The sequence below is a fragment of the Pseudomonas sp. NFPP24 genome (genome assembly GCF_900112095.1).
Taxonomy (GTDB): domain Bacteria; phylum Pseudomonadota; class Gammaproteobacteria; order Pseudomonadales; family Pseudomonadaceae; genus Aquipseudomonas; species Aquipseudomonas extremorientalis.
On sequence record NZ_FOKD01000007.1, the window covers coordinates 163,431 to 183,440 of the forward strand.

Sequence of the window (20,010 nt, forward strand, 5' to 3'; positions counted from 1 at the left end):
GCTTTCCCGGTATGATGTGCGCCCCGCAGTCTGGATTGCGAATACGCCATGACCTTGCAGTACCCTACAATCGCCGATTGCGTCGGCAACACGCCCCTGGTCCGCTTGCAACGCATGGCGGGTGAAACCAGCAATACCCTGCTGCTCAAGCTCGAAGGGAACAACCCGGCCGGTTCCGTGAAGGACCGGCCGGCGCTGTCGATGATCACCCGCGCCGAGTTGCGCGGGCAGATCAAGCCTGGCGACACCCTGATCGAAGCGACGTCGGGTAACACCGGGATTGCCCTGGCCATGGCCGCTGCGATCAAGGGCTACAAGATGATCCTGATCATGCCCGACAACGGCAGTGCCGAGCGCAAGGCGGCGATGACTGCCTATGGCGCGCAGTTGGTGCTGGTCACCCAGGAAGAAGGCATGGAGGGCGCGCGCGACCTCGCCGAGCGCATGGCCGCCGAAGGCCGTGGCCTGGTGCTTGACCAGTTCGCCAATGGCGACAACCCCGAGGCGCACTACACCAGCACCGGCCCGGAAATCTGGCGCCAGACCCAGGGCACCATCACCCATTTCGTCAGCTCCATGGGCACCACCGGCACCATCATGGGCAACTCGCGCTACCTCAAGGAGCAGAACCCGGCGATCCAGATCGTTGGCCTGCAACCGATGGAAGGCGCGGCCATCCCGGGTATCCGCCGCTGGCCCGAAGAGTATCTGCCGAAGATCTACAACGCCACGCGCGTGGACCGCATCATCGACATGGCCCAGCGCGAGGCCGAAGACACCACCCGCCGCCTGGCCCGTGAAGAAGGCATCTTCTGCGGCGTATCCTCCGGCGGCGCCGTGGCCGGTATGTTGCGCCTGTCCAAGGAGGTGGAAAACGCGGTGATCGTCGCGATCATCTGTGACCGAGGCGACCGCTACCTGTCGACCGGCATCTTCGACGAACCCAACTGATGGCCAGGCACGAGAGAGGCCTGCGCTTCCAACCGACGGGCGGCAGCCGGGCCCCGCAGATTCCGGTGGGCAAGAAACAACGCCTGACCATCGAGCGCCTGGCCAATGACGGCCGTGGCATCGTGTTCTTCGAAGGGCGCACCTGGTTTGTGAACGGCGCGCTGGCCGGCGAAGAAGTCGAAGCGCGGGTGCTGGGTGCCCACGGCAAAATCGTCGAGGCGCGCACCGAGCGCGTCTTCAAGGCCAGCGAGCTGCGCCGCCCGGCGCCGTGCGCGCATGTTGGCCGTTGCGGCGGTTGCAGCGTGCAGCATTTGCCCCATGCCGAACAGCTTGCCCTGAAACAGCGCATGCTCGCCGAGCAACTGTCCCGCGTGGCGGGCGTGGAACCGCAAGAGTGGGCCGCACCGTTGAGCGGGCCGGAATTCGGCTACCGTCGCCGCGCCCGCGTGGCCGTGCGTTGGGATGCCAAGGCGAAACACCTGGACGTCGGTTTTCGCGCCGTGGCCAGCCAGGACATCGTCGCCATCGATGACTGCCCGGTGCTGGTACAGGCCTTGCAACCGATCATGCAGCGCCTGCCGAACATGCTGCGCCGCCTGAGCAAACCGCAGGCCCTGGGGCATGTGGAATTGTTCAGCGGTACGTCCATTGCGGTGTTGCTGCGGCATATGGCGCCGCTGTCCGAAGCGGACCTGCAGGTATTGAACGAATTCTGCGCTTTCCATGAGGCGCAGTTGTGGCTGCAGGGCGAGGGCCAGCCGGCGCCGGTTGACACCGATGCTGTGTTGGGCTTTCCACTGGAACAGTGGAATCTGGAACTGGCTTACCGGCCAGGCGACTTTGTGCAGGTCAACGCCGGCGTCAATGCCGCGATGGTTGCCCAGGCCCTGGAATGGCTGGCGCCACAACCCGACGAACGGGTGTTGGACCTGTTTTGTGGCCTGGGCAATTTTGCCTTGCCACTGGCGCGCCAGGTACGCGAAGTGGTGGCGGTGGAAGGTGTGCAGACCATGGTGGACCGGGCGGCCGTGAATGCCGTCAGCAACGATTTGCACAATGCGCAGTTTTTTCAAGCCGATTTGTCCCAGCCTTTGATTGACGCAGAATGGGCCAAACAGGGCTTTTCTGCGGTACTCTTGGACCCACCCCGTGACGGTGCCCTGGAGGTTGTGCGCAAGCTTGCGACCTTGGGCGCCAAGCGTCTGGTGTATGTGTCCTGCAACCCGGCCACGCTGGCGCGGGACACGGTTGAGTTGGTCAGGCAAGGCTACCGGCTAAAACGTGCCGGGATCCTCGACATGTTTCCGCAAACCGCGCATGTCGAGGCCATGGCGTTATTTGAAGCGGGCTAGGATGCCTGTTTAATCCGACTGGCCTGCGTTCTCCAGGGCCTTTGATCTGCCAGGGAGTCCGCAGTAAACGTCGGCGATGATTTTGGCGCATCGAAGGTGCGTCGTAGGGAAGGTAAGCAAGATGGTACAGGTGAGAGCACACCAGCCGATCAACACCGACGGCAGTATCAATCTCGAGGCATGGCTGGACCATGCCATCAGTGTCGATCCGGCACTGGACCGTGAAGCCTTGAAAGCAGCCTGCGAGTTCGCTCGTGAGTCTGAGCAGCAAGACAATGCGGCCAAGAACCTATGGGCCGAAGGCACTTCCAGCTTTCGCACCGGGTTGGAAATCGCTGAGATCCTCGCCGATCTCAAGCTGGACCAGGATTCGTTGATCGCCGCCGTGCTCTATCGCGGCGTGCGTGAAGGGCATATCCCGTTGCCCACCGTCAGCCAGCGTTTCGGCACCGTGGTGGCCAAGCTGATCGACGGCGTGCTGCGCATGGCGGCGATCAGTGCCAGCCTGAGCCCGCGCCAGTCCATGGTGCTGGGCACCCAGGGCCAGGTCGAGAACCTGCGCAAGATGCTGGTGGCGATGGTCGATGACGTGCGCGTCGCCCTGATCAAGCTGGCCGAGCGTACCTGCGCGATCCGTGCGGTGAAGACCGCCGACGACGAAAAACGCAACCGTGTTGCCCGCGAAGTCTTCGACATCTATGCGCCGTTGGCGCATCGCCTGGGCATCGGCCATATCAAGTGGGAGCTGGAGGACTTGTCCTTCCGCTACCTCGAACCCGATCAATACAAACAGATTGCCACGTTGCTGCATGAGCGGCGGCTGGACCGTGAGCGCTTCATTACCGATGTGATGAACCAGCTGCGCTCCGAGTTGCAGGCCACTGGCGTCGAAGCCGACATCAGCGGCCGCGCCAAACACATCTATTCCATCTGGCGCAAAATGCAGCGCAAGGGCCTGGCCTTCAGCCAGATCTACGACGTGCGTGCGGTGCGCGTGCTGGTGCCGGAAATGCGCGACTGCTATACCGCGCTGGGGATCGTCCACACCCTGTGGCGGCACATTCCCAAGGAGTTCGACGACTACATCGCCAACCCCAAGGAAAACGGCTATCGCTCGTTGCACACGGCGGTGATCGGCCCCGAGGGCAAGGTGCTGGAAGTGCAGATCCGCACCCACGCCATGCACGAAGAGGCGGAACTTGGGGTATGCGCGCACTGGCGCTACAAGGGCACCGACGTCAAGGCCGGGTCCAACCAGTACGAAGAGAAAATCTCCTGGCTGCGCCAGGTGTTGGAATGGCACGAAGAACTCGGCGACATCGGCGGCCTGGCCGAACAGCTGCGCGTGGATATCGAGCCGGACCGGGTCTACATCTTCACCCCCGACGGCCACGCCATCGACCTGCCCAAGGGTGCCACGCCGCTGGACTTCGCCTACCGCGTGCACACCGAGATCGGCCACAACTGCCGGGGCGCCAAGATCAACGGGCGCATTGTGCCGCTCAACTACAGCCTGCAGACCGGTGAACAGGTCGAGATCATCACCAGCAAGCACGGTACGCCGAGCCGCGACTGGCTGAACCCGAACCTGGGCTACATCACCACGTCGCGGGCGCGGGCGAAGATCGTCCACTGGTTCAAACTGCAGGCGCGCGACCAGAACGTCGCTGCCGGTAAAACCTTGCTCGAGCGCGAACTGGCACGCCTGGGCCTGCCCCAGGTGGACTTCGACAAGCTGGCCGAAAAGGCCAACATGAAGATCGCCGAAGACATGTTCGCCGCCCTCGGTGCCGGCGATCTGCGCCTGGCCCAACTGGTCAACCTGGCCCAGCAACTGGTCGAGCCGGAACGCGGCAGCGAACAGCTGGAACTGATCCCGCGCAAGGCCACCGGCTACAAGCCCGGCAAGCGTGGCGATATCCAGATCCAGGGCGTGGGCAACCTGATGACTCAAATCGCCGGCTGCTGCCAGCCGCTGCCGGGGGATGCCATCGTCGGCTATATCACCCAGGGCCGCGGTGTAAGCATTCACCGCCAGGATTGCGCCTCGGTGCTGCAACTGGGCGGGCGTGAGCCGGAGCGGATCATCCAGGTCAGCTGGGGGCCGGTGCCGGTGCTCACTTACCCGGTGGACATCGTCATCCGTGCCTACGACCGTTCCGGGTTGCTGCGTGACGTGTCGCAGGTGTTGCTCAATGAGCGGATCAACGTACTGGCGGTCAACACCCGCTCGAACAAAGAGGACAACACCGCGCTGATGTCCCTGACCATCGAGATTCCGGGACTGGACGCACTGGGACGGTTGCTGGGGAGGATTTCCCAGTTGCCGAATATCATCGAGACGCGGCGTAACCGTACCCCATGATGTATACGCTCGAAGACCTGCTGCACCTGATGAATCGCCTGCGGGACCCGCAGTACGGGTGCCCGTGGGACATCAGGCAAACCTACGCCACCATCGTCCCGCACACGTTGGAGGAGGCCTACGAAGTCGCCGACGCCATCGAGCGCGGCGACTTCGATCATCTGCAAGGTGAGTTGGGCGACCTGTTGTTCCAGGTGGTGTACTACAGCCAGTTGGCGCGGGAAGAAGGGCGCTTCGAATTTGCCGGGGTGATCGACAGCATCACGCGCAAGCTGATCCGTCGCCATCCCCATGTGTTCCCCACCGGCGACCTGTATGCGCCGCTGGATATCCCGCAGTTGAGCGAAGAACAGGTCAAGGAACGCTGGGAGCAGATCAAGGCCGAGGAGCGCGCGCAGAAGTCCGACGCGCCGGAGCAGCTTTCCCTGCTGGACGATGTACCCACCGCGTTGCCGTCCCTTTCCCGTGCCGCCAAATTGCAGAAGCGCGCCAGCCAGGTCGGGTTCGACTGGCCCTGCGCCTTGCCGGTGGTGGATAACGTGCGCGAAGAGCTGGATGAAGTGCTCGAAGCCATGGCCGATAACGACCCGGCGGCGATTGCCGATGAGGTCGGCGACCTGCTGTTTGCGGCGGTCAACCTGGCCCGTCACCTCAAGGTCGACCCGGAAACCGCGCTACGGGGCGCCAATGCCAAGTTCGAACGACGCTTCCGATTTATCGAACAGGCATTGCGCGATACCCGCCGTCCCATAGAAGATTGCACCCTCGAAGAGTTGGACGCCCTGTGGGGCGAAGCCAAACGTCAGGAAAAGAATGTGTCCAGCTGCGGTTGAGCAGTTGCCTAAGTGAGTAAGCACCATGAGCCTTTCCCTTCGCGACCAGTTGCTCAAAGCAGGTCTGGTCAATCAAAAGCAGGCCAAGCAGGTCGGCAAAGAGAAACAGAAACAGCAGCGCCTGGTCCATAAAGGCCAGATCGAGGCCGACGACACCCAGGCCCGTCTGGCGGCCGAGGCGCACGCCGAGAAGGTCAAGCGCGACCAGGAACTGAACCGCCAGCAGCAGGAAAAAGCCGAGGCCAAGGCCCGCACGGCCCAGGTCAAGCAACTGATCGAGACCTCGCGCCTGCCCAAGCTGACCACCGAGGACTACTACAACTTCGTGGACGACAAGAAGGTCAAGCGCCTGTCGGTCAACACGCTGATGCGCAACAAGCTGAGCAACGGCTCCCTGGCGATCGTGCACCACGGTGGCGGTTATGAGGTGATCCCGCGTGAAGCGGCGCTGAAGATCCAGGAGCGCGCACCGGAGCGTATCGTGCAGCTCAATATCCTTACCGAAAGCCAGGTGCCGGATGAAGATGATCCCTACGCCGCTTACCAGATCCCGGATGATCTGATGTGGTAAGTCTGTAAGCCTTGAGCGGGCTTGCCTGTGGTGAGCGGGCTTGCCCCGCGTTGGGCCGCGAAGCGGCCCCAAAACACAAACCCCGCTCAAAAGGCGGGGTTTGTGCTTTCAACGCCGCGTGTTACCAGTCCACGGCATAACTCACGCTGAAGGTCCGACCTTCGGCATTCGGGTACGGTGCTCGCGCGTTGGCCTGGGCAAACATGTTCTGGTAATTGCGGTTGCTGAGGTTGTAGATCGCCCCCTCCAGGCGACCCACAGGCAAGCGTACCGAACCCAGCAGGTCGACCAGGGTGTAGCCCTGGATATCGCGGCCATTGTTATCCTTGAACGCGGCGTCATAGTCGGCCAGGCGCATGGCTTGCAGGCGCAGGCTGTAGTCGTCGTGGTCATAGCCGACAAAGGCGGTGGTCTTGGCGGGGGAGATGCGCGTGGCCGGCAAGTCGATCCATTTGCCGTTTTGGCGGGTCTCGCCTTTGGCATACGCGTAAGTACCGCCGACCGACCACTGGTCAGTGACGTTGTACGTCAGGCTGGTTTCAATGCCGCGCACGCGTTCTTTCTGGTTGACCAGGCGCAGCACGCGATCATTGGCGTCATAGAACTGGGTGACATCCGAAGTGTTTTCATACGCCGTGACGTTGGCCAGCCATTTGTCCCAGTTGCCACGCCAGCCCAGCTCATAGCTGTCGACCTTGAGGGCTTGGGCATTGAGCTTCTGAATGTCGTACTGGCTGTTGACGTCCCGCAGGAAACGTTGGATGTCCGGCAGGGAAAAGCCCTGGCTGTAGTTGACGAATACATCCTGGTTTTCGCTCAGGTGATACACCGCCCCGAGGTTATAGAGGGTGTCGTCATATTTGAGGGTGCCACCCGGCAGGGTAGCGCGGTTACCGGTCTGAACGATTTCGCCATAGGCAATGCTGTCGTCGATCCGGCTCTCGATCCACTCGCGGCGCACACCGCCACGCAAGGTCCAGTCGTCGATGTCGTAGGACAGTTGGCCAAAAATCGCCTTGGTAGTAGTGGTGATGTCCGGCCCCATCTCGAACGTGGTGCCGGTCTTGGTGTAGGTCAGGCCATTGACTCGGTACTGGTCGCCGCGCTGGCGTGAGGTTTCGTGATCATAGTCAGCGCCCCACACCAGATTGCCGGTCGCCGGGCCGATATCCGGCATTTGCGTGTCGATGGCTGCGCGCACGCCATAGACGTCCTGCACGCTGTTGTTGTCGGAAACCCCTGCGCGGCCGCGGGACAGGTCGGGGAAAAACAGCGCGTCGGCCCGGCGCCAGTAGCTTTCGACCTGCAAGCCCTGTCCGAAGAACGCTTTGTCGGAGTAATTGAGGTTGACCGCCTGGTTGTGTGTGAACGGTTGATCGTCCAGGTCCAGGCCTTTGACCGCAACGGCGGTGTTGGTGATGCGTGGGTTCTTGGTGTAACGGGTGTCCTGTTCGTCTTTGTAATCTTGCAGGGACAGGCTGATCTTCTTGTCGTCATCTAGCGTGTAGCCGAAGCGACCTTGCAGGTCGTAGGTCTGGGTATCCATGTTGCTGCCCTGGGACGTGTCCTGGGGAATGCGCTTGCCGTTGCCGTCGAACTGGTCGTTGCGCTGCACGCCGTTCGCCGATACGTACCAGTCCACCGGGCCCTTGCGCCCAGTAGCGCTTTGGAACGCCTCGTAGGCAAAGCCCTTGTGACTGAAGTTATTGCCGCTGGTCATGCCGATCTTGCTGCTAAAGGCGAGGTCTTCACCTTGGTTACGCTTGGTGATGATATTGATGATGCCGCCTGAGGCGCCCGCGCCATAAACGCTGCTCGCTCCGGAAATCACTTCGATGCGCTCGATGCTTTCCGGCGCAACGCTGTTGAGCTGGCGGAAGTTGTCGCGTGTTGCGTTCTGGGACACGCCGTCGATCAGGATCAGCGTATTGCGTCCGCGCAGGGTCTGGCCGAAGTTGCTCATGCCACCGCTGGAAGGGGCAATGCCTGGCACCAATTGCCCGAGAATATCCGCAACCCGGCGCCCCGCGGCTGTTTGCTGGCGGATCTGGGTTTCGTCGATGACCTGTACGGAGCCTGGAATCGCGGCAATGCTGGTTTCACTGCGCGTGGCCGAGACGACGGTGGCCTGCAATTGCAGGTTGGTGGGCTCGGCCTCGGACTGATCGGCCCAGGCCGGTGCGCTTATCGATCCCATCAGTGGCAGCAGCGCTGCCCATTGCGACTTTCTCATGATCTTGCCTTTCAATTATTAGACGTATTGACAGAAAAAACAGGCATAGCGGGTGTTCGGGTGAACGAGCGGATGATGCGGATACCCAGGGCGGCCAAGGCGTACGTGAGTGCAACCAGCCAGAAGCTGTGTGCCAGGCCTACCATCCCCATGCCGATACCACCCAGCAAGGCACCGCCTAGCGCTCCCGCCTTGGCGGCGCTGTTGCCGATGCCCAGGGCAAACCCCTGTTGGGCGGGCGCAACGGTATTGGCGATCAACGTATAGGCGACCGGCAGCAAGGCGCCTTGCCACATGCCCCACAACAGCCGGCTGGCGATGAAGCCCAGCCATTCGCTGGCCAGCGCCGTGCACGCCAGGGTCAAGGCGCAGGCCCAGGTGACCCATTCGATGATGCGCAGCGTGTGTGCGGGTGGGTGTCGGTCAAACAGGCGACCCCAGAGCGGTGCGGACAGGGCCAGGGTCAGTGCGCTGGCGGCATAGCTGGCACCGATCAACCAGCCTGGCGCATGCAGGACGTCCGCGACGTATAGGGCGTAAAACGGCTGAGGCATCATTTTGGCAGCCTGGATCAGTACGATGATCCCCAACATTGCGCCGAGCCAGCCTTTGGGCAGGGCGGTGGGCGTGGTGGCATGAGTCTTTCGCAGGCGCTGGGTGTCGCTGGGCAAGAACAGGCTGACCAGCGCGCATACCAGGCAGACGGCGGTAGCGCTGTAGCACAGCAGGGCGAATCCGGAGATATCCATCAGCCAGCCACCCAACACCGGACCGGCCAGCGAACCCACGGCGGTGGCGGATTGCAGGCGGGCCATTATGTGTCCGCGCCCACTGTCGCCGCAGCACGCCAGCGCATAGGCTTGGGCGGCCGCGATAAAACCCGCCAGTGCACCTTGTGCCACGCGGATCGCGACCAGCAGCCAGGGATCGAAGGTCAGGGCGGCCAGCGCCTGACAGGCCGCCAGCGCCAGCAGCGCCCGAATGATCATCGGCTTGTGCCCGGTTCGGTCGCCCAGACGACCCCACAGGGGCGTCAGGATCATTGCTGCCATCATCGGTCCGGCGTATACCAGCGACGACAGCAGGCCGGTGTAATGGGCACCGGCATCGCCAAGCAGCCTCTGGATCTGCAAAGGCCAGAAGGGGCCGCTCATCTCCATGGCACCCATCGACACCAGCTGGATGACCACCAACAACCGCAGTGCAGTGCTGTTAGCCGGCATGTGCGGCGCCGCTCAGCGGGTTCGGCAGGCGCCCGACGATATCGGCGTGACTGTCCAGCAGCCGCATCCGCATGAACGACTTGGCTGGCCACGGCTGCTCCAGCAGCGCTGCACGTTCGGTTTCCCAGCGTTGGGGAGCGACTTCGTTGCGCATGCGATCAAAGCACTGGCTGACTTGGGCCGCCAGTTCGTTCCACAGTTGTGCCTGGGGAATATCGAAGTAGCGGGCACTGAGCAGCACCAGCTCGCCCAGGTGGCACATGAATACCGTGTGCAGCAGCTTGTCACGGACAAAACCGGCATCGTCGTAAAGGGTCATCCCAGGGTCATGCAGTTCGATGTCCAGGCCGTGGGCATGCAAGGTCTGGCGGTCGATGCGAATATCGCCAAAATCACGCAACAGCAGGCGGCTCAACTGCCCGTCTGCGGCCATGACCATGAAGGCGTTCTGCTGATGGGCCTCGAACGCCACACCGTAGCGCAGGTACATCCCCAGCAGGGCCGGCACAGTGATCGCTGCATAGTCTCGAAAGAACGCGAGCATGGCCGGTGCATTGTCCTGGCCTTTGCTCAAACGTACCCACTGTCTCAGCAAGGGCTGCCCGTGTTGGTCGATGGCAAACAGGCTACCTACCGGAACAGCCATTTCACCCGGTTGTAGCAGGCTCTGGGGGTTGTCGCGGTAGAGCACGGCCAGGTGGCGGGCGTGTTCGTCATTCACCGGTTGGGGGTTGAAATGCACGCCGATCCGCTCGGGAACGATGTTCAGGATGTTCTGGATCGCGGGTTCGCGCGCGAGGATCGTTTGCAGCAAGTGACTGATCCGCGGCCCCATGCGCGCCGAGCGTGGCGATACCGTGCGCTGTACGCTGGTCAGGCGCAGTGAGACCGGGAGCTTGACCATGGGCGCGCCGCCCTGGCCATCAGGCAATACGGTCCGGAAGGACATGGTGGGGTGGGCGGTAAACGCGACGATGTCGGTCAGCACCAGCAGTCGGTCGCCGATTTCGTTGGCGAACAACCGGGGCAGTTCCTGTTGGGCTTGCCAAGGGTGCGCAGGCAGCGGCAAATACTCGCTGGCTTCCAGGCCCTGGGCCGTCAGCGCTGCGGTCAATTGCTGCGCAGCACGTGGAAAGTGGGCTTGCCACCATTGCCAGTAATCAGCGGTATCGGCCAGCGTTTCCACGTGGGCGTACTGGTGGTGCAGCGCGCACAGCAACACCGGGAAGCGCGCTTCGAACTCCGGTGAGAAGTCGATGACCTGGTGGGTGTCCAAACCCAGTTTGGTTTTGTAGTTGGGGTGCCAGGGGTGGCCCAGCGTGCCCCACTGCTCAAGCACGGAAGTCGGGTTGGTAACGCTTGGCTCATCCTTGAGATGACTCAGCAGGTTGTCCTGATGGGACGGGCCCATCGAGGCGTGCAGCCTCAGGCTCCATTGCTCGTGGAAGGCCAGGCAGAGCGTATCGTTGACAAAACTGTCGTCGATCTCGCTGTTCAGGCGGCTCAAGACCTGCGGGGCGGCAGGTGTTTCGAGGGTGTCGTTGAGCAGCGTCAGCAATTGCGATGGGAATTGGATCTTCCGTGCGGCCTGTCCAGTTTGCACAAGCGTCACCGCGCCACGCAGGTCCCAGCTGGCCATGCGCCCGGCACGCAGGTGGTCGAAACGCAGGCAGGCGTGATCGGACAGCGGCAGGTGGTGGCGGCCTTGCTCGTCCTGGGTGAGTGTATCGGGGGCCAGCAGGCCTTCACGGAACAGGGCCTGGATCAGGCGTTGAAAGCTGCGTTCGGCGGCGGGTGCGAGGGTGTCGATCAGGGCGTCGAGGGTGACGTTGTGAGTCTGGAATTGGGGCGTAACCAGTGCTTCACCCCAGCGTTTGAGCAATTGTTGGTCCGGCGTATTGCTGCATCCGTTCGTCATGATGAATTCCGTTTTCATGGGCGTGCTGAAAGGTGGTGGATATTATCGAGAATCATTTCCAATTGTCTATTTGCTGATACAATTTTACTGAATCGTTTATGCCCGCCGTGCAGTTTGCCAAAACGAAAAACCCCGCTCGATGGCGGGGTCGTCGGGGGTAGGCCCTACAGCTGCGTGGGGCTGGGGCCTACGAGATTTCAGGTGTTCAGGAGCTTTGTGTCTGGCGTCTCATCTCAAGGGCTTCGAGCTCGTTTTTATAATTATGAGCGTCGCTCTCGTTGTGAAACATGCCGACCAACAGGTCTTGCTGGTGTACATCCCAGATGTGAATCCCATGGCCCAGTGCTTCGTGGGACATATGTTCGTCGTCGCGTTCAGTTACTTTTACAGTCATCTGCTTGCTCCAATCTCTGGTGGATCTGCGGCAAGTCGTCGCAGGCCTTTGTTATATGTTTTGTTAGCTTGCTAAGTAAACCGACTTTTCGCGCAACAAATCATCGCAGCAAACGCAACAGTGCTGCAGGCCGCGTAAACAGCGACATTGCGTCGCAGGGTGCTGAGTTTTATGACGAAAGTTTCATGTTCAAGTCAGGCATTGAACCCTTTGTTGGCCCGGCTATCGCCATCGGGGGCAAGCCCCCTCCCACATTTTGATCGGTGAACACAACCAAGTGTGGGAGGGGGCTTGCCCCCGATAGCGGTAGAGGTTTGAACACCAAATCCATAGGCGAAAAAAAGCCCCGCATTCGCGAGGCTCCTTGTTCCAGCTACCGATCAGCTACCTTTGACAGCCTTGCCGTCAACAGTGCCGTCCTGCAGCATGATGTTGTATTCCTTGCCATCGGTTTCTACCTGGCGCAGGGCAACCAGAATACCGCCCTGATCCTTGGCGAACCACATCTGGGTGATGCGCTTGCTTTGCGTCGGGTCACGCACGCGCTCGACCTTGATGGCGTCGATGGAGCCGACCTTGGTCTGGACTTTTTCCGGGCCGATCACGCGGAAGTCGTAGGTGTCGACGTCGGTGCCTTCGACCACGTTGTAGCTCATGCTTTTCTTGCCGGCGGCCACATCGCGTTGCAAGGCCAACTGGTAGGTCGACTTGTCGAGCATGCCGCTTTGCAGGGGCACGTTGACCGGGTCTTTGTTTTCAAAGCCGGTGACTTTCTTGGCGGTCTGGTCGAAGTCCAGATTGATTTTCTTCGCCTTGCCCAGGCCGCCGCGTTCGAAGGTGTAGCTCTTCGGTTGCAGGGTGTCCTTGTCAAACAGGATCACGCTGGTTTCGGTGAGGCTGGCGATCATCATGGAAGCCTTGAAATTCAAGGTCCAGGAGCCGTCGCCGTTCTTGGCCAGGCTGCGTTCGGCCGAACCACTCATGGGCAACTGTTTCCAGTCGGCGGTGTAGCTGACGGAGAAGGGGTGAAGGTCTGCTGCTTGCACGGCTGGCAAGGCGAACAGCGCAAAAGCGAAGAGCAAGGCGCGACGCATAAAATCTCCTAGGTTCGAATCAAGTGGCCGCTGGCCGCGAGTAACTGACCGTCCAATAATGCACCCTGGTCACCAAGAATCAACCGCCCCTCGGCAAACCAGCGAACGGCCAGCGGGTAAATCCTGTGTTCCTGGGCGTGAACCCGTTGCGCAAGCGTCTGCGCCGAGTCGTCAGACTCTACCGGAACCACTGCCTGTACGACCAGAGGCCCGCCATCGAGTTCCTCGGTGACAAAGTGCACGCTGCAGCCATGCTCGCTGTCGCCGGCCTCGAGCGCACGCTGGTGCGTGTGCATGCCTTTGTACTTGGGCAGCAGGGAAGGGTGGATATTCAACAGGCGCCCGGCGTAATGCCGCACGAAGTCAGCGCTGAGGATGCGCATGAAGCCGGCGAGTACTACGAGCTTGGGGTTGAAGGCGTCGATCAGTTCGATCAAGGCGCGGTCGAAGGCCTCGCGACCGTCGAACGCCTTGTGATCCAGCGAGCGGGTGTCGATACCCGCGTCCCTGGCGCGTTGCAGGCCGTAGGCGTCGCTGCGGTTGGAGATCACCGCAGCAATGCGCACCGGGTTGTCGCCGGTGCGCGTGCTGTCGATCAGGGCCTGCAAGTTACTGCCGGTGCCGGAGAGCAGCACCACGACATCACAGGTCTGAGACATTAATGAGCCTTGAGGTTCTTCAGCTCAACCTGAGCCGCGCCTTCGGCAGCGGTGGCGATCTGGCCGATGACCCAAGGCTGTTCGCCGGCTTCGCGCAGTACGTTCAGCGCGGTTTCAACGTGCTCCTGAGCCACGCAGATGACCATGCCGACGCCGCAGTTCAGCACGCGGTGCATCTCGGTTTCGTCGACGTTGCCTTTCTCTTGCAGCCAGTCGAATACTGCCGGACGCTGCCAGCTGGCCACGTCAACGATGGCCTGGGCGCCTTTTGGCAGCACGCGCGGGATGTTGTCCAGCAGGCCCCCGCCGGTGATGTGGGCCATGGCCTTGACGGCGCCGGTGTCCTTGATCAGCTTGAGCAACGGCTTGACGTAGATGCGGGTCGGGGCCATCAGCAGGTCCGTCAGCGGCTTGCCGTCGAGCTGGGTGTTCTCGATCTCGGCGCCGGACACTTCGATGATCTTGCGGATCAGCGAGTAACCGTTGGAGTGCGGGCCGGAGGATGGCAGGGCGAGCAGGGCGTCGCCGGCCGCAACCTTGGAGCCGTCGATGATCTCGGCTTTTTCCACGACGCCGACGCAGAAGCCGGCCAGGTCGTAGTCTTCACCTTCGTACATGCCTGGCATTTCAGCGGTTTCGCCGCCGACCAGGGAGCAACCCGACAGTTCGCAGCCGGCGCCGATGCCGGTGACCACTTGGGCCGCGGTGTCCACGTTCAGCTTGCCGGTGGCGTAGTAGTCGAGGAAGAACAACGGCTCGGCGCCGCACACTACCAGGTCATTGACGCACATGGCGACCAGGTCGATGCCGATGGTGTCGTGCTTGTTCAGGTTCAGCGCCAGGCGCAGCTTGGTGCCCACGCCGTCGGTGCCGGACACCAGTACAGGCTGCTTGTAGCCGGCCGGGATCTCGCAGAGGGCGCCAAAACCGCCCAGGCCGCCCATGACTTCAGGGCGCGCAGTGCGCTTGGCGACGCTCTTGATGCGTTCGACCAATGCTTCACCGGCGTCGATGTCTACACCGGCGTCCTTGTAGCTCAGGGAGGGTTGCTTGCTCATGATCCAGGCCTTTAGGGGGGATTTCTGGGTAACGACCGAGCGAGCGGGGGCTTTTATAAAGGCCACGCCGTTGACGGTCTGCGAAGGCGCGCGATTTTATCAGGCTTGAGGGGCAGCGGCCATCCTCGGGCCGACGGGCAGGGGCATATGGCGTTAAAAAAATGCTAATCGGGTCTGCTTTGGTGCGTATTAAGGTATAGCCTTTACTGCGCTAGCGTTGTGACAGTACGAAAACTTACCAAGACCCTGTGAATGTTTTATCGGTCGCCGTGGTCACAGCCTTGGCAAACCGAGTTCACGCGGTCTGTTCCAGCCGCTAAATTTGTCGTTCGGGAATCTTCCATGCGTCTGTGTAAATTCTTCTTTGTAGGCTGCTTGTCGTTGGTCAGCCTGGCGAGTCATGCCGAAACCCTCAACGGCCTTTATCAAGTACTCGAACCCGTCAGCAGTCAGTCGCCGCAGGAGCGTGACCAGGCGACCCAGCGCGCCGTGCAGACCCTGGTGATCCGCCTGACCGGCGACGCCAAGGTCGCCGAGGGCCCGGGTCTGGCGGCCGTTCGCAAGGATCCGCAACAAATCATCAGCCAGTACGGCTACGACGCCGGCCCGCCGGAAAGCCTGCAAGTGGATTTCGACCCGGTGAGCACCGATCGCGTGCTGCGTGAAGCGGGTCTGTCGATCTGGGGCAGCAATCGGCCGTCGATCCTTGGCTGGTGGCTGAACGACTCCACCGAAGGCAGCAGCCTGGTGGGTGATGGCCAGACCGTCGCCCAGGCGCTGCGCCGTGCCGCGCAACACCGTGGTTTGCCGCTGCGCCTGCCGCTGGGCGACCTGGATGAGCAGGTGGTCGCCACCGCACCGAACCTGGAAAGTGCTGACGCCACACCGTTGCGCGCCGCTTCCGAACGTTACGGCGCCGACGCTTTGCTGGCCGTGCATGCGCGTCAGGAGGGCAACCAATGGCAAGCCAAATGGCGCCTGTGGCTGGGCGACAAGAGCGAGCAGGGCACCGCGCAAGGGGCCGACACCGGCGCTGTAGCCGACGCGGTGATGCTGGCGATCAGCCAAAAGCTCGCGCCACGCTTTGCGGTCAAACCCGGCGTGAGCACCGAACAATTGCTGGAAGTGCAGGGCATGACCCTGGAGCGTTATGCCGCGCTGGGTCACCTGCTGGAGCCTTTCGGTGGTCAGCCGCAGTTAGTGGATGGCAATCGCATCGTGTACCGCGTCAATGGCAGTGCCGATCAGTTGCGTACCCAGTTGAGCCTGGCCAAGTTGCAGGAGATTCCTGCGGGTGAAGCACCGGTCCCGCAACCGGCGGCGGAGGGTGCGCAGCCGGCTGCTGCACCAGAACCTCAGGCGCAACTGCGTTTTCGCTGGTAGCAGTTTTCTTCTTTATATAGATGGAGTGGTTTATGGCGGATACGCGTCGTTGGGTGTGGCTTGGCGGGTTTGTCCTGCTGTGCGTTTTTGTGTTCCTGCTGCATTCGATCCTGACACCATTCCTGGTCGCGTTGCTGCTGGCTTACCTGTTCGATCCGGTGGTGGATCGCCTGGAAAAAGCCGGGTTATCGCGGACCTGGGGCGTGGTGGCGGTGTTCGCCCTGTTTACCTTGATCATCACGGCGTTGGTGCTGGTGCTGGTGCCGATGCTGGCCAAGCAGTTGTTCCGCTTGTATGAGCTGGCGCCGCAGATGCTCGATTGGCTGCAGCACACGGCGATGCCGTGGGCCCAGGCCAAGTTGGGGCTGGCGGATGGTTTCTGGAAGTTCGACAAGGTCAAGGCGGCCATCAGCGAACATATGGGCCAGACCACTGATATTGTCGGGGTCATCCTCAGCCAGGCGACGGCGTCCAGCCTGGCGTTGATCGGCTGGCTGACCAACCTGGTGCTGATCCCGGTGGTGGCGTTCTACCTGCTGCGCGACTGGGACATCATGATGGCCAAGATCCGCAGCCTGCTGCCGCGCAACCGTGAGGAGCGCATTGTTTCGCTGGCTGAGGAATGCCATGAGGTGCTCGGCGCCTTCGTGCGCGGGCAGTTGCTGGTGATGCTCGCCCTGGGGATCATCTACGCGGCCGGCTTGATGGCTATCGGCCTGGAGCTGGGTCTGTTGATCGGCCTGATCGCCGGCCTGGCCGCGATCGTGCCTTATATGGGGTTTGTGATTGGGATCGGCGCGGCGCTGGTCGCGGGCTTGTTCCAGTTTGGCGGGGACTTGTACCCGATGCTGGGGATCGTGGCCGTATTCATGGTCGGCCAGGCGTTGGAAGGCATGGTGCTCACGCCGTTGTTGGTCGGGGATCGGATTGGTCTGCATCCGGTGGCGGTGATCTTTGCGATCCTGGCGGGTGGTGAGCTGTTTGGCTTCACGGGCATCCTGCTGGCGTTGCCGGTGGCGGCGGTGATCATGGTGCTGGTGCGCCATGTGCACGATCTGTACAAGGATTCGGATGCTTATACGGGGGTTGAAGATCCCGACCTGTAACTCTATCTTCACAAACCCGGCCAAGGCCGGGTTTGTCTTTTCTGGGGGCGGTCCGTCAAACAATCTGCATAAATCCAACGAGTTAACGCAAACCTTTGATTTTGCTTGGGGTCTGTTGCATTGTGCGCCCGGCGTCACGGGTATAAACTTTGCAAACTTTACACAGAGGCCACTAACGGTTCGTTCGGAGCCGTTCAGTCAGCATGAAACCGATTCAGCTGCCCTTGGGTGTGCGTCTGCGTGACGACGCCACCTTCATCAACTACTACCCAGGCGCCAATGCCGCTGCACTCGGCTATGTCGAGCGGCTCTGCGAAGCCGACGCCGGGTGGACTGAAAGCCTGATCTATCTGTGGGGCAAGCACGGCGTAGGGCGTACCCACCTGTTGCAGGCTGCGTGCCTGCGGTTCGAGCAGATGGGCGAACCGGCGGTGTACCTGCCGCTGGCCGAGTTGATGGATCGCGGTATCGGCATCTTCGATCACCTTGAGCAATACGAACTGGTGTGTCTGGATGACTTGCAGGCGATCGCCGGCAAGGCGGATTGGGAAGAAGCGCTGTTTCACCTGTTCAATCGCTTGCGTGACAGCGGTCGGCGCCTGCTGATTGCCGCGTCGACTTCGCCACGCGAGTTGCCGATCAAGCTGGCCGACCTCAAGTCGCGCATGACCCTGGCGCTGATCTTCCAGATGCGCCCGCTGTCCGACGAAGACAAATTGCGTGCCCTGCAACTGCGGGCCTCCCGTCGCGGCCTGCACCTCACCGACGAAGTCGGGCACTTTATCCTTACTCGAGGCACCCGCAGCATGAGTGCGCTGTTCGATTTGCTCGAGCAGCTCGATCAGGCGTCCTTGCAGGCTCAAAGAAAATTGACGATCCCTTTTCTCAAGGAAACGTTGGGCTGGTAACTCATTGAATTTACGCGGTTCGCCATTTTACGGGCGCCAGAAAACCTGCGTTTCTGCCGGCTGGGCTTCGCATTCGAACCGATAAATGGAATTACGGCTTAGATGTCATAGTCCAATCGCGAAGTCACATAGAGCACGATTGAATTTGCAAATCGATGTGATAGAAGGCATAGTCTCGACTTCTTTACATATCAGCCACGGTCGTGCCCATGCTAAATCGCTTCGCACCCCTCGTGCCCCTCGCACTCGTTACCCTGTTGTTTGGTTGCGCCTCCCACCCTCAGCAGGTGGTCGATCAGCAGAAACCACAGGTTCAAAATCAGGCAAAATTCGTTGCTGCACAATCTGCCTCTGTTTATGAGGAAGAAGTCGCAACGGAAAAGGAACTGGCCGATTTCGCCGGCAACAAGCCTTATCAGCTTCCAGTCCTGGCCGACAGCATTCTCGAACGCGGCATGTCCCTGATCGGTACCCGTTACCGTTTCGGTGGTACCTCTGAAGCCGGTTTCGACTGCAGTGGTTTCATCGGCTATCTGTTTCGTGAAGAGGCCGGCATGAATCTGCCGCGCTCCACCCGCGAAATGATCAACGTGAATGCACCGTTGGTCGCACGCAACAACCTCAAGCCTGGCGATCTGCTTTTCTTCAGTACGGCAGGCCGTGGTCGTGTGAGCCACGCCGGTATCTACCTGGGCGATAACCAGTTTATCCACTCCAGCAGCCGTCGCAGTGGCGGTGTCCGGGTCGATAACCTGGGTGACAGCTACTGGAGCAAAACCTTCATCGAAGCCAAGCGCGCACTCGCCATGGCCCCGACGACGGTTACCGCTAGCAAGTAAACTTAAAGTGATACTTGAAGTTTGACGTGTAAGCGCTAGAATCCCTGGACATTGTTGTAATCCGTTCGCGCGAGCTTTGCTTGCGCGTTCTGGTTTTCAGCGTTCGGCAGCGAAAGCCGCATCCAGACCAGGATTGTTCTGCACATGTCGACCTCGGCCCGCCTGATTCTCATTGTTTGCGCCGCGCTCCTCAGCGCCTGCGCAAGCCGCACACCGCCGCCCGCTCCTGTAGCGGTGAAGCCCAAGCCGGTGTTCAACTATTCCACCCAGAATTTCTCGCCCGCAGCCGAAGACGTACTCTTCCGCGCGCTGGGCCTGGTCGGCACGCCTTACCGTTGGGGCGGCAACACGCCGGACTCCGGGTTTGATTGCAGCGGCCTGATCGGGTTTGTCTTCCGCGATGCCGCCGGGATTTCCCTGCCGCGTACCACCCGCGAGCTGATCGTAATGCGCGCGCAGGACGTCAGCGAGCAGAACCTGCAGACCGGTGACCTGCTGTTCTTCGCCACCGGTGGCGGTTCCCAGGTCAGCCACGCCGGGATCTACGTGGGTGAAGGGCGCTTTGTGCATGCGCCACAAACCGGCGGTACGGTGAAGCTGGACACATTGTCCAAAGCCTATTGGCAGAATGCCTATTTGAGCGCCAAGCGCGTGTTGCCGGGCAACCTGGCACGCAATCCTTAGCGCCAGACTCGAATCGAAATGTGGGAGGGGGCTTGCCCCCGATAGCGGTGTGTCAGCTAAAGATAACTGGGCTGATCCACCGCCATCGGGGCAGGCCCCCTCCCACAGTTGTTTTGTGTCGACTTCAAGTTGCTTTAATTGACGCTCCACCCCCAACCTACTACCCTTCGCCGCTTGTTCCAGGTGCTCTGTGACCCACGGGTCGACAGAGTGAAACAGGGAAGCCGGTGAGTGAGCGCACTTCTACACAGTGCCGCCGCGATTCCGGCGCTGCCCCCGCAACGGTAAATGAGTCAAGACGCTGCCTTTTGCCACTGTATCGCCTGCGATATGGGAAGGCGCAGCGTTGGCCTGCCTTCAGCCAGCACGCCACTCATGAGCCCGGAGACCGGCCTGCAACATCCAACAGCATCACGGTGGGCGATGCTTGGCTGTCTGC

The 20,010-nt window shown here is 61.2% G+C and carries 17 protein-coding genes and 1 riboswitch; of the genes, 10 read left to right on the forward strand and 7 right to left on the reverse strand.

The window, feature by feature from the left end:
- Positions 1-48: 48 nt before the first annotated feature.
- From cysM to BM026_RS16820, 5 genes are all read left to right on the forward strand, one after another.
- Positions 49-951 (forward strand): cysteine synthase CysM, encoded by a 903-nt coding sequence (gene cysM / locus BM026_RS16800; RefSeq protein WP_058425337.1) that lies wholly within the window; start codon positions 49-51, stop codon positions 949-951.
- Complete coding sequence (gene rlmD / locus BM026_RS16805) at positions 951-2,303, forward strand: 23S rRNA (uracil(1939)-C(5))-methyltransferase RlmD (protein WP_071491327.1); 1,353 nt, start codon at positions 951-953, stop codon at positions 2,301-2,303. The genes cysM and rlmD overlap by 1 nt, the downstream gene beginning before the upstream one ends.
- Before the next feature lie 121 nt (positions 2,304-2,424).
- A complete protein-coding gene (gene relA, locus BM026_RS16810) occupies positions 2,425-4,668 on the forward strand; it encodes a GTP diphosphokinase (protein ID WP_071491326.1) in 2,244 nt (747 codons plus the stop codon).
- Complete coding sequence (gene mazG, locus BM026_RS16815; RefSeq protein WP_092242930.1) at positions 4,668-5,501, forward strand: nucleoside triphosphate pyrophosphohydrolase; 834 nt, start codon at positions 4,668-4,670, stop codon at positions 5,499-5,501. Before relA ends, mazG begins: the two co-directional genes overlap by 1 nt.
- Before the next feature lie 25 nt (positions 5,502-5,526).
- A complete protein-coding gene (locus tag BM026_RS16820; RefSeq protein ID WP_028617375.1) occupies positions 5,527-6,072 on the forward strand; it encodes a DUF2058 domain-containing protein in 546 nt (181 codons plus the stop codon).
- A 121-nt stretch (positions 6,073-6,193) separates the two neighbouring features.
- Here BM026_RS16820 and BM026_RS16825 read toward each other — a convergent pair whose 3' ends face one another.
- The 7 genes from BM026_RS16825 to purM form a co-directional block, all read right to left on the reverse strand.
- The gene (locus BM026_RS16825; protein ID WP_093122197.1) at positions 6,194-8,305 is read right to left on the reverse strand and encodes a TonB-dependent receptor; all 2,112 of its coding nucleotides are present in this window, start codon (positions 8,303-8,305) and stop codon (positions 6,194-6,196) included.
- 11 nt (positions 8,306-8,316) lie between these two features.
- Positions 8,317-9,528 (reverse strand): MFS transporter, encoded by a 1,212-nt coding sequence (locus tag BM026_RS16830; RefSeq protein WP_092242935.1) that lies wholly within the window; start codon positions 9,526-9,528, stop codon positions 8,317-8,319.
- Entirely contained in the window at positions 9,518-11,446 is a 1,929-nt protein-coding gene (locus BM026_RS16835) for an IucA/IucC family protein (protein ID WP_093514082.1), read from the reverse strand. The genes BM026_RS16830 and BM026_RS16835 overlap by 11 nt, the downstream gene beginning before the upstream one ends.
- Positions 11,447-11,651: 205 nt before the next feature.
- Entirely contained in the window at positions 11,652-11,840 is a 189-nt protein-coding gene (locus tag BM026_RS16840; RefSeq protein ID WP_071491322.1) for a hypothetical protein, read from the reverse strand.
- 380 nt (positions 11,841-12,220) lie between these two features.
- Complete coding sequence (locus BM026_RS16850; protein WP_058424959.1) at positions 12,221-12,934, reverse strand: DUF3108 domain-containing protein; 714 nt, start codon at positions 12,932-12,934, stop codon at positions 12,221-12,223.
- Between the two features lie 8 nt (positions 12,935-12,942).
- On the reverse strand, positions 12,943-13,593 hold the full coding sequence (purN, locus tag BM026_RS16855; protein ID WP_071491321.1) for a phosphoribosylglycinamide formyltransferase: 651 nt from the start codon (positions 13,591-13,593) through the stop codon (positions 12,943-12,945).
- Complete coding sequence (gene purM, locus BM026_RS16860) at positions 13,593-14,651, reverse strand: phosphoribosylformylglycinamidine cyclo-ligase (protein WP_016976515.1); 1,059 nt, start codon at positions 14,649-14,651, stop codon at positions 13,593-13,595. The genes purN and purM overlap by 1 nt, the downstream gene beginning before the upstream one ends.
- Before the next feature lie 342 nt (positions 14,652-14,993).
- On the opposite strand from purM, the gene BM026_RS16865 reads away from it, so the two are divergent.
- The 5 genes from BM026_RS16865 to BM026_RS16885 all read left to right on the forward strand — a co-directional run bounded on the left by BM026_RS16865 (position 14,994) and on the right by BM026_RS16885 (position 19,571).
- Positions 14,994-16,034, forward strand: coding sequence for a DUF2066 domain-containing protein (locus BM026_RS16865; RefSeq protein WP_093529458.1), 1,041 nt, complete (start codon positions 14,994-14,996; stop codon positions 16,032-16,034).
- Between the two features lie 32 nt (positions 16,035-16,066).
- A complete protein-coding gene (locus BM026_RS16870) occupies positions 16,067-17,140 on the forward strand; it encodes an AI-2E family transporter (protein WP_058424955.1) in 1,074 nt (357 codons plus the stop codon).
- 203 nt (positions 17,141-17,343) lie between these two features.
- Positions 17,344-18,048, forward strand: a complete 705-nt coding sequence (hda, locus tag BM026_RS16875) for a DnaA regulatory inactivator Hda (protein ID WP_058424954.1) — start codon at positions 17,344-17,346, stop codon at positions 18,046-18,048.
- A gap of 209 nt (positions 18,049-18,257) precedes the next feature.
- Positions 18,258-18,887 (forward strand): C40 family peptidase, encoded by a 630-nt coding sequence (locus BM026_RS16880; protein WP_092242943.1) that lies wholly within the window; start codon positions 18,258-18,260, stop codon positions 18,885-18,887.
- Between the two features lie 144 nt (positions 18,888-19,031).
- The gene (locus tag BM026_RS16885; protein ID WP_071491318.1) at positions 19,032-19,571 is read left to right on the forward strand and encodes a C40 family peptidase; all 540 of its coding nucleotides are present in this window, start codon (positions 19,032-19,034) and stop codon (positions 19,569-19,571) included.
- A 164-nt stretch (positions 19,572-19,735) separates the two neighbouring features.
- Positions 19,736-19,983, forward strand: a riboswitch (cobalamin riboswitch).
- The last annotated feature ends 27 nt before the right edge of the window (positions 19,984-20,010 follow it).

What these genes read in the sequence shown, in the direction of transcription:
- cysM (WP_058425337.1), top strand. Translation starts at nt 49, where the DNA reads ATGACCTTGCAGTACCCTACAATCGCCGATTGCGTCGGCAACACGCCC.
- rlmD (WP_071491327.1), top strand. Translation starts at nt 951, where the DNA reads ATGGCCAGGCACGAGAGAGGCCTGCGCTTCCAACCGACGGGCGGCAGC.
- relA (WP_071491326.1), top strand. Translation starts at nt 2,425, where the DNA reads ATGGTACAGGTGAGAGCACACCAGCCGATCAACACCGACGGCAGTATC.
- mazG (WP_092242930.1), top strand. Translation starts at nt 4,668, where the DNA reads ATGTATACGCTCGAAGACCTGCTGCACCTGATGAATCGCCTGCGGGAC.
- BM026_RS16820 (WP_028617375.1), top strand. Translation starts at nt 5,527, where the DNA reads ATGAGCCTTTCCCTTCGCGACCAGTTGCTCAAAGCAGGTCTGGTCAAT.
- BM026_RS16825 (WP_093122197.1), bottom strand. Translation starts at nt 8,305, where the DNA reads ATGAGAAAGTCGCAATGGGCAGCGCTGCTGCCACTGATGGGATCGATA.
- BM026_RS16830 (WP_092242935.1), bottom strand. Translation starts at nt 9,528, where the DNA reads ATGCCGGCTAACAGCACTGCACTGCGGTTGTTGGTGGTCATCCAGCTG.
- BM026_RS16835 (WP_093514082.1), bottom strand. Translation starts at nt 11,446, where the DNA reads ATGACGAACGGATGCAGCAATACGCCGGACCAACAATTGCTCAAACGC.
- BM026_RS16840 (WP_071491322.1), bottom strand. Translation starts at nt 11,840, where the DNA reads ATGACTGTAAAAGTAACTGAACGCGACGACGAACATATGTCCCACGAA.
- BM026_RS16850 (WP_058424959.1), bottom strand. Translation starts at nt 12,934, where the DNA reads ATGCGTCGCGCCTTGCTCTTCGCTTTTGCGCTGTTCGCCTTGCCAGCC.
- purN (WP_071491321.1), bottom strand. Translation starts at nt 13,593, where the DNA reads ATGTCTCAGACCTGTGATGTCGTGGTGCTGCTCTCCGGCACCGGCAGT.
- purM (WP_016976515.1), bottom strand. Translation starts at nt 14,651, where the DNA reads ATGAGCAAGCAACCCTCCCTGAGCTACAAGGACGCCGGTGTAGACATC.
- BM026_RS16865 (WP_093529458.1), top strand. Translation starts at nt 14,994, where the DNA reads ATGCGTCTGTGTAAATTCTTCTTTGTAGGCTGCTTGTCGTTGGTCAGC.
- BM026_RS16870 (WP_058424955.1), top strand. Translation starts at nt 16,067, where the DNA reads ATGGCGGATACGCGTCGTTGGGTGTGGCTTGGCGGGTTTGTCCTGCTG.
- hda (WP_058424954.1), top strand. Translation starts at nt 17,344, where the DNA reads ATGAAACCGATTCAGCTGCCCTTGGGTGTGCGTCTGCGTGACGACGCC.
- BM026_RS16880 (WP_092242943.1), top strand. Translation starts at nt 18,258, where the DNA reads ATGCTAAATCGCTTCGCACCCCTCGTGCCCCTCGCACTCGTTACCCTG.
- BM026_RS16885 (WP_071491318.1), top strand. Translation starts at nt 19,032, where the DNA reads ATGTCGACCTCGGCCCGCCTGATTCTCATTGTTTGCGCCGCGCTCCTC.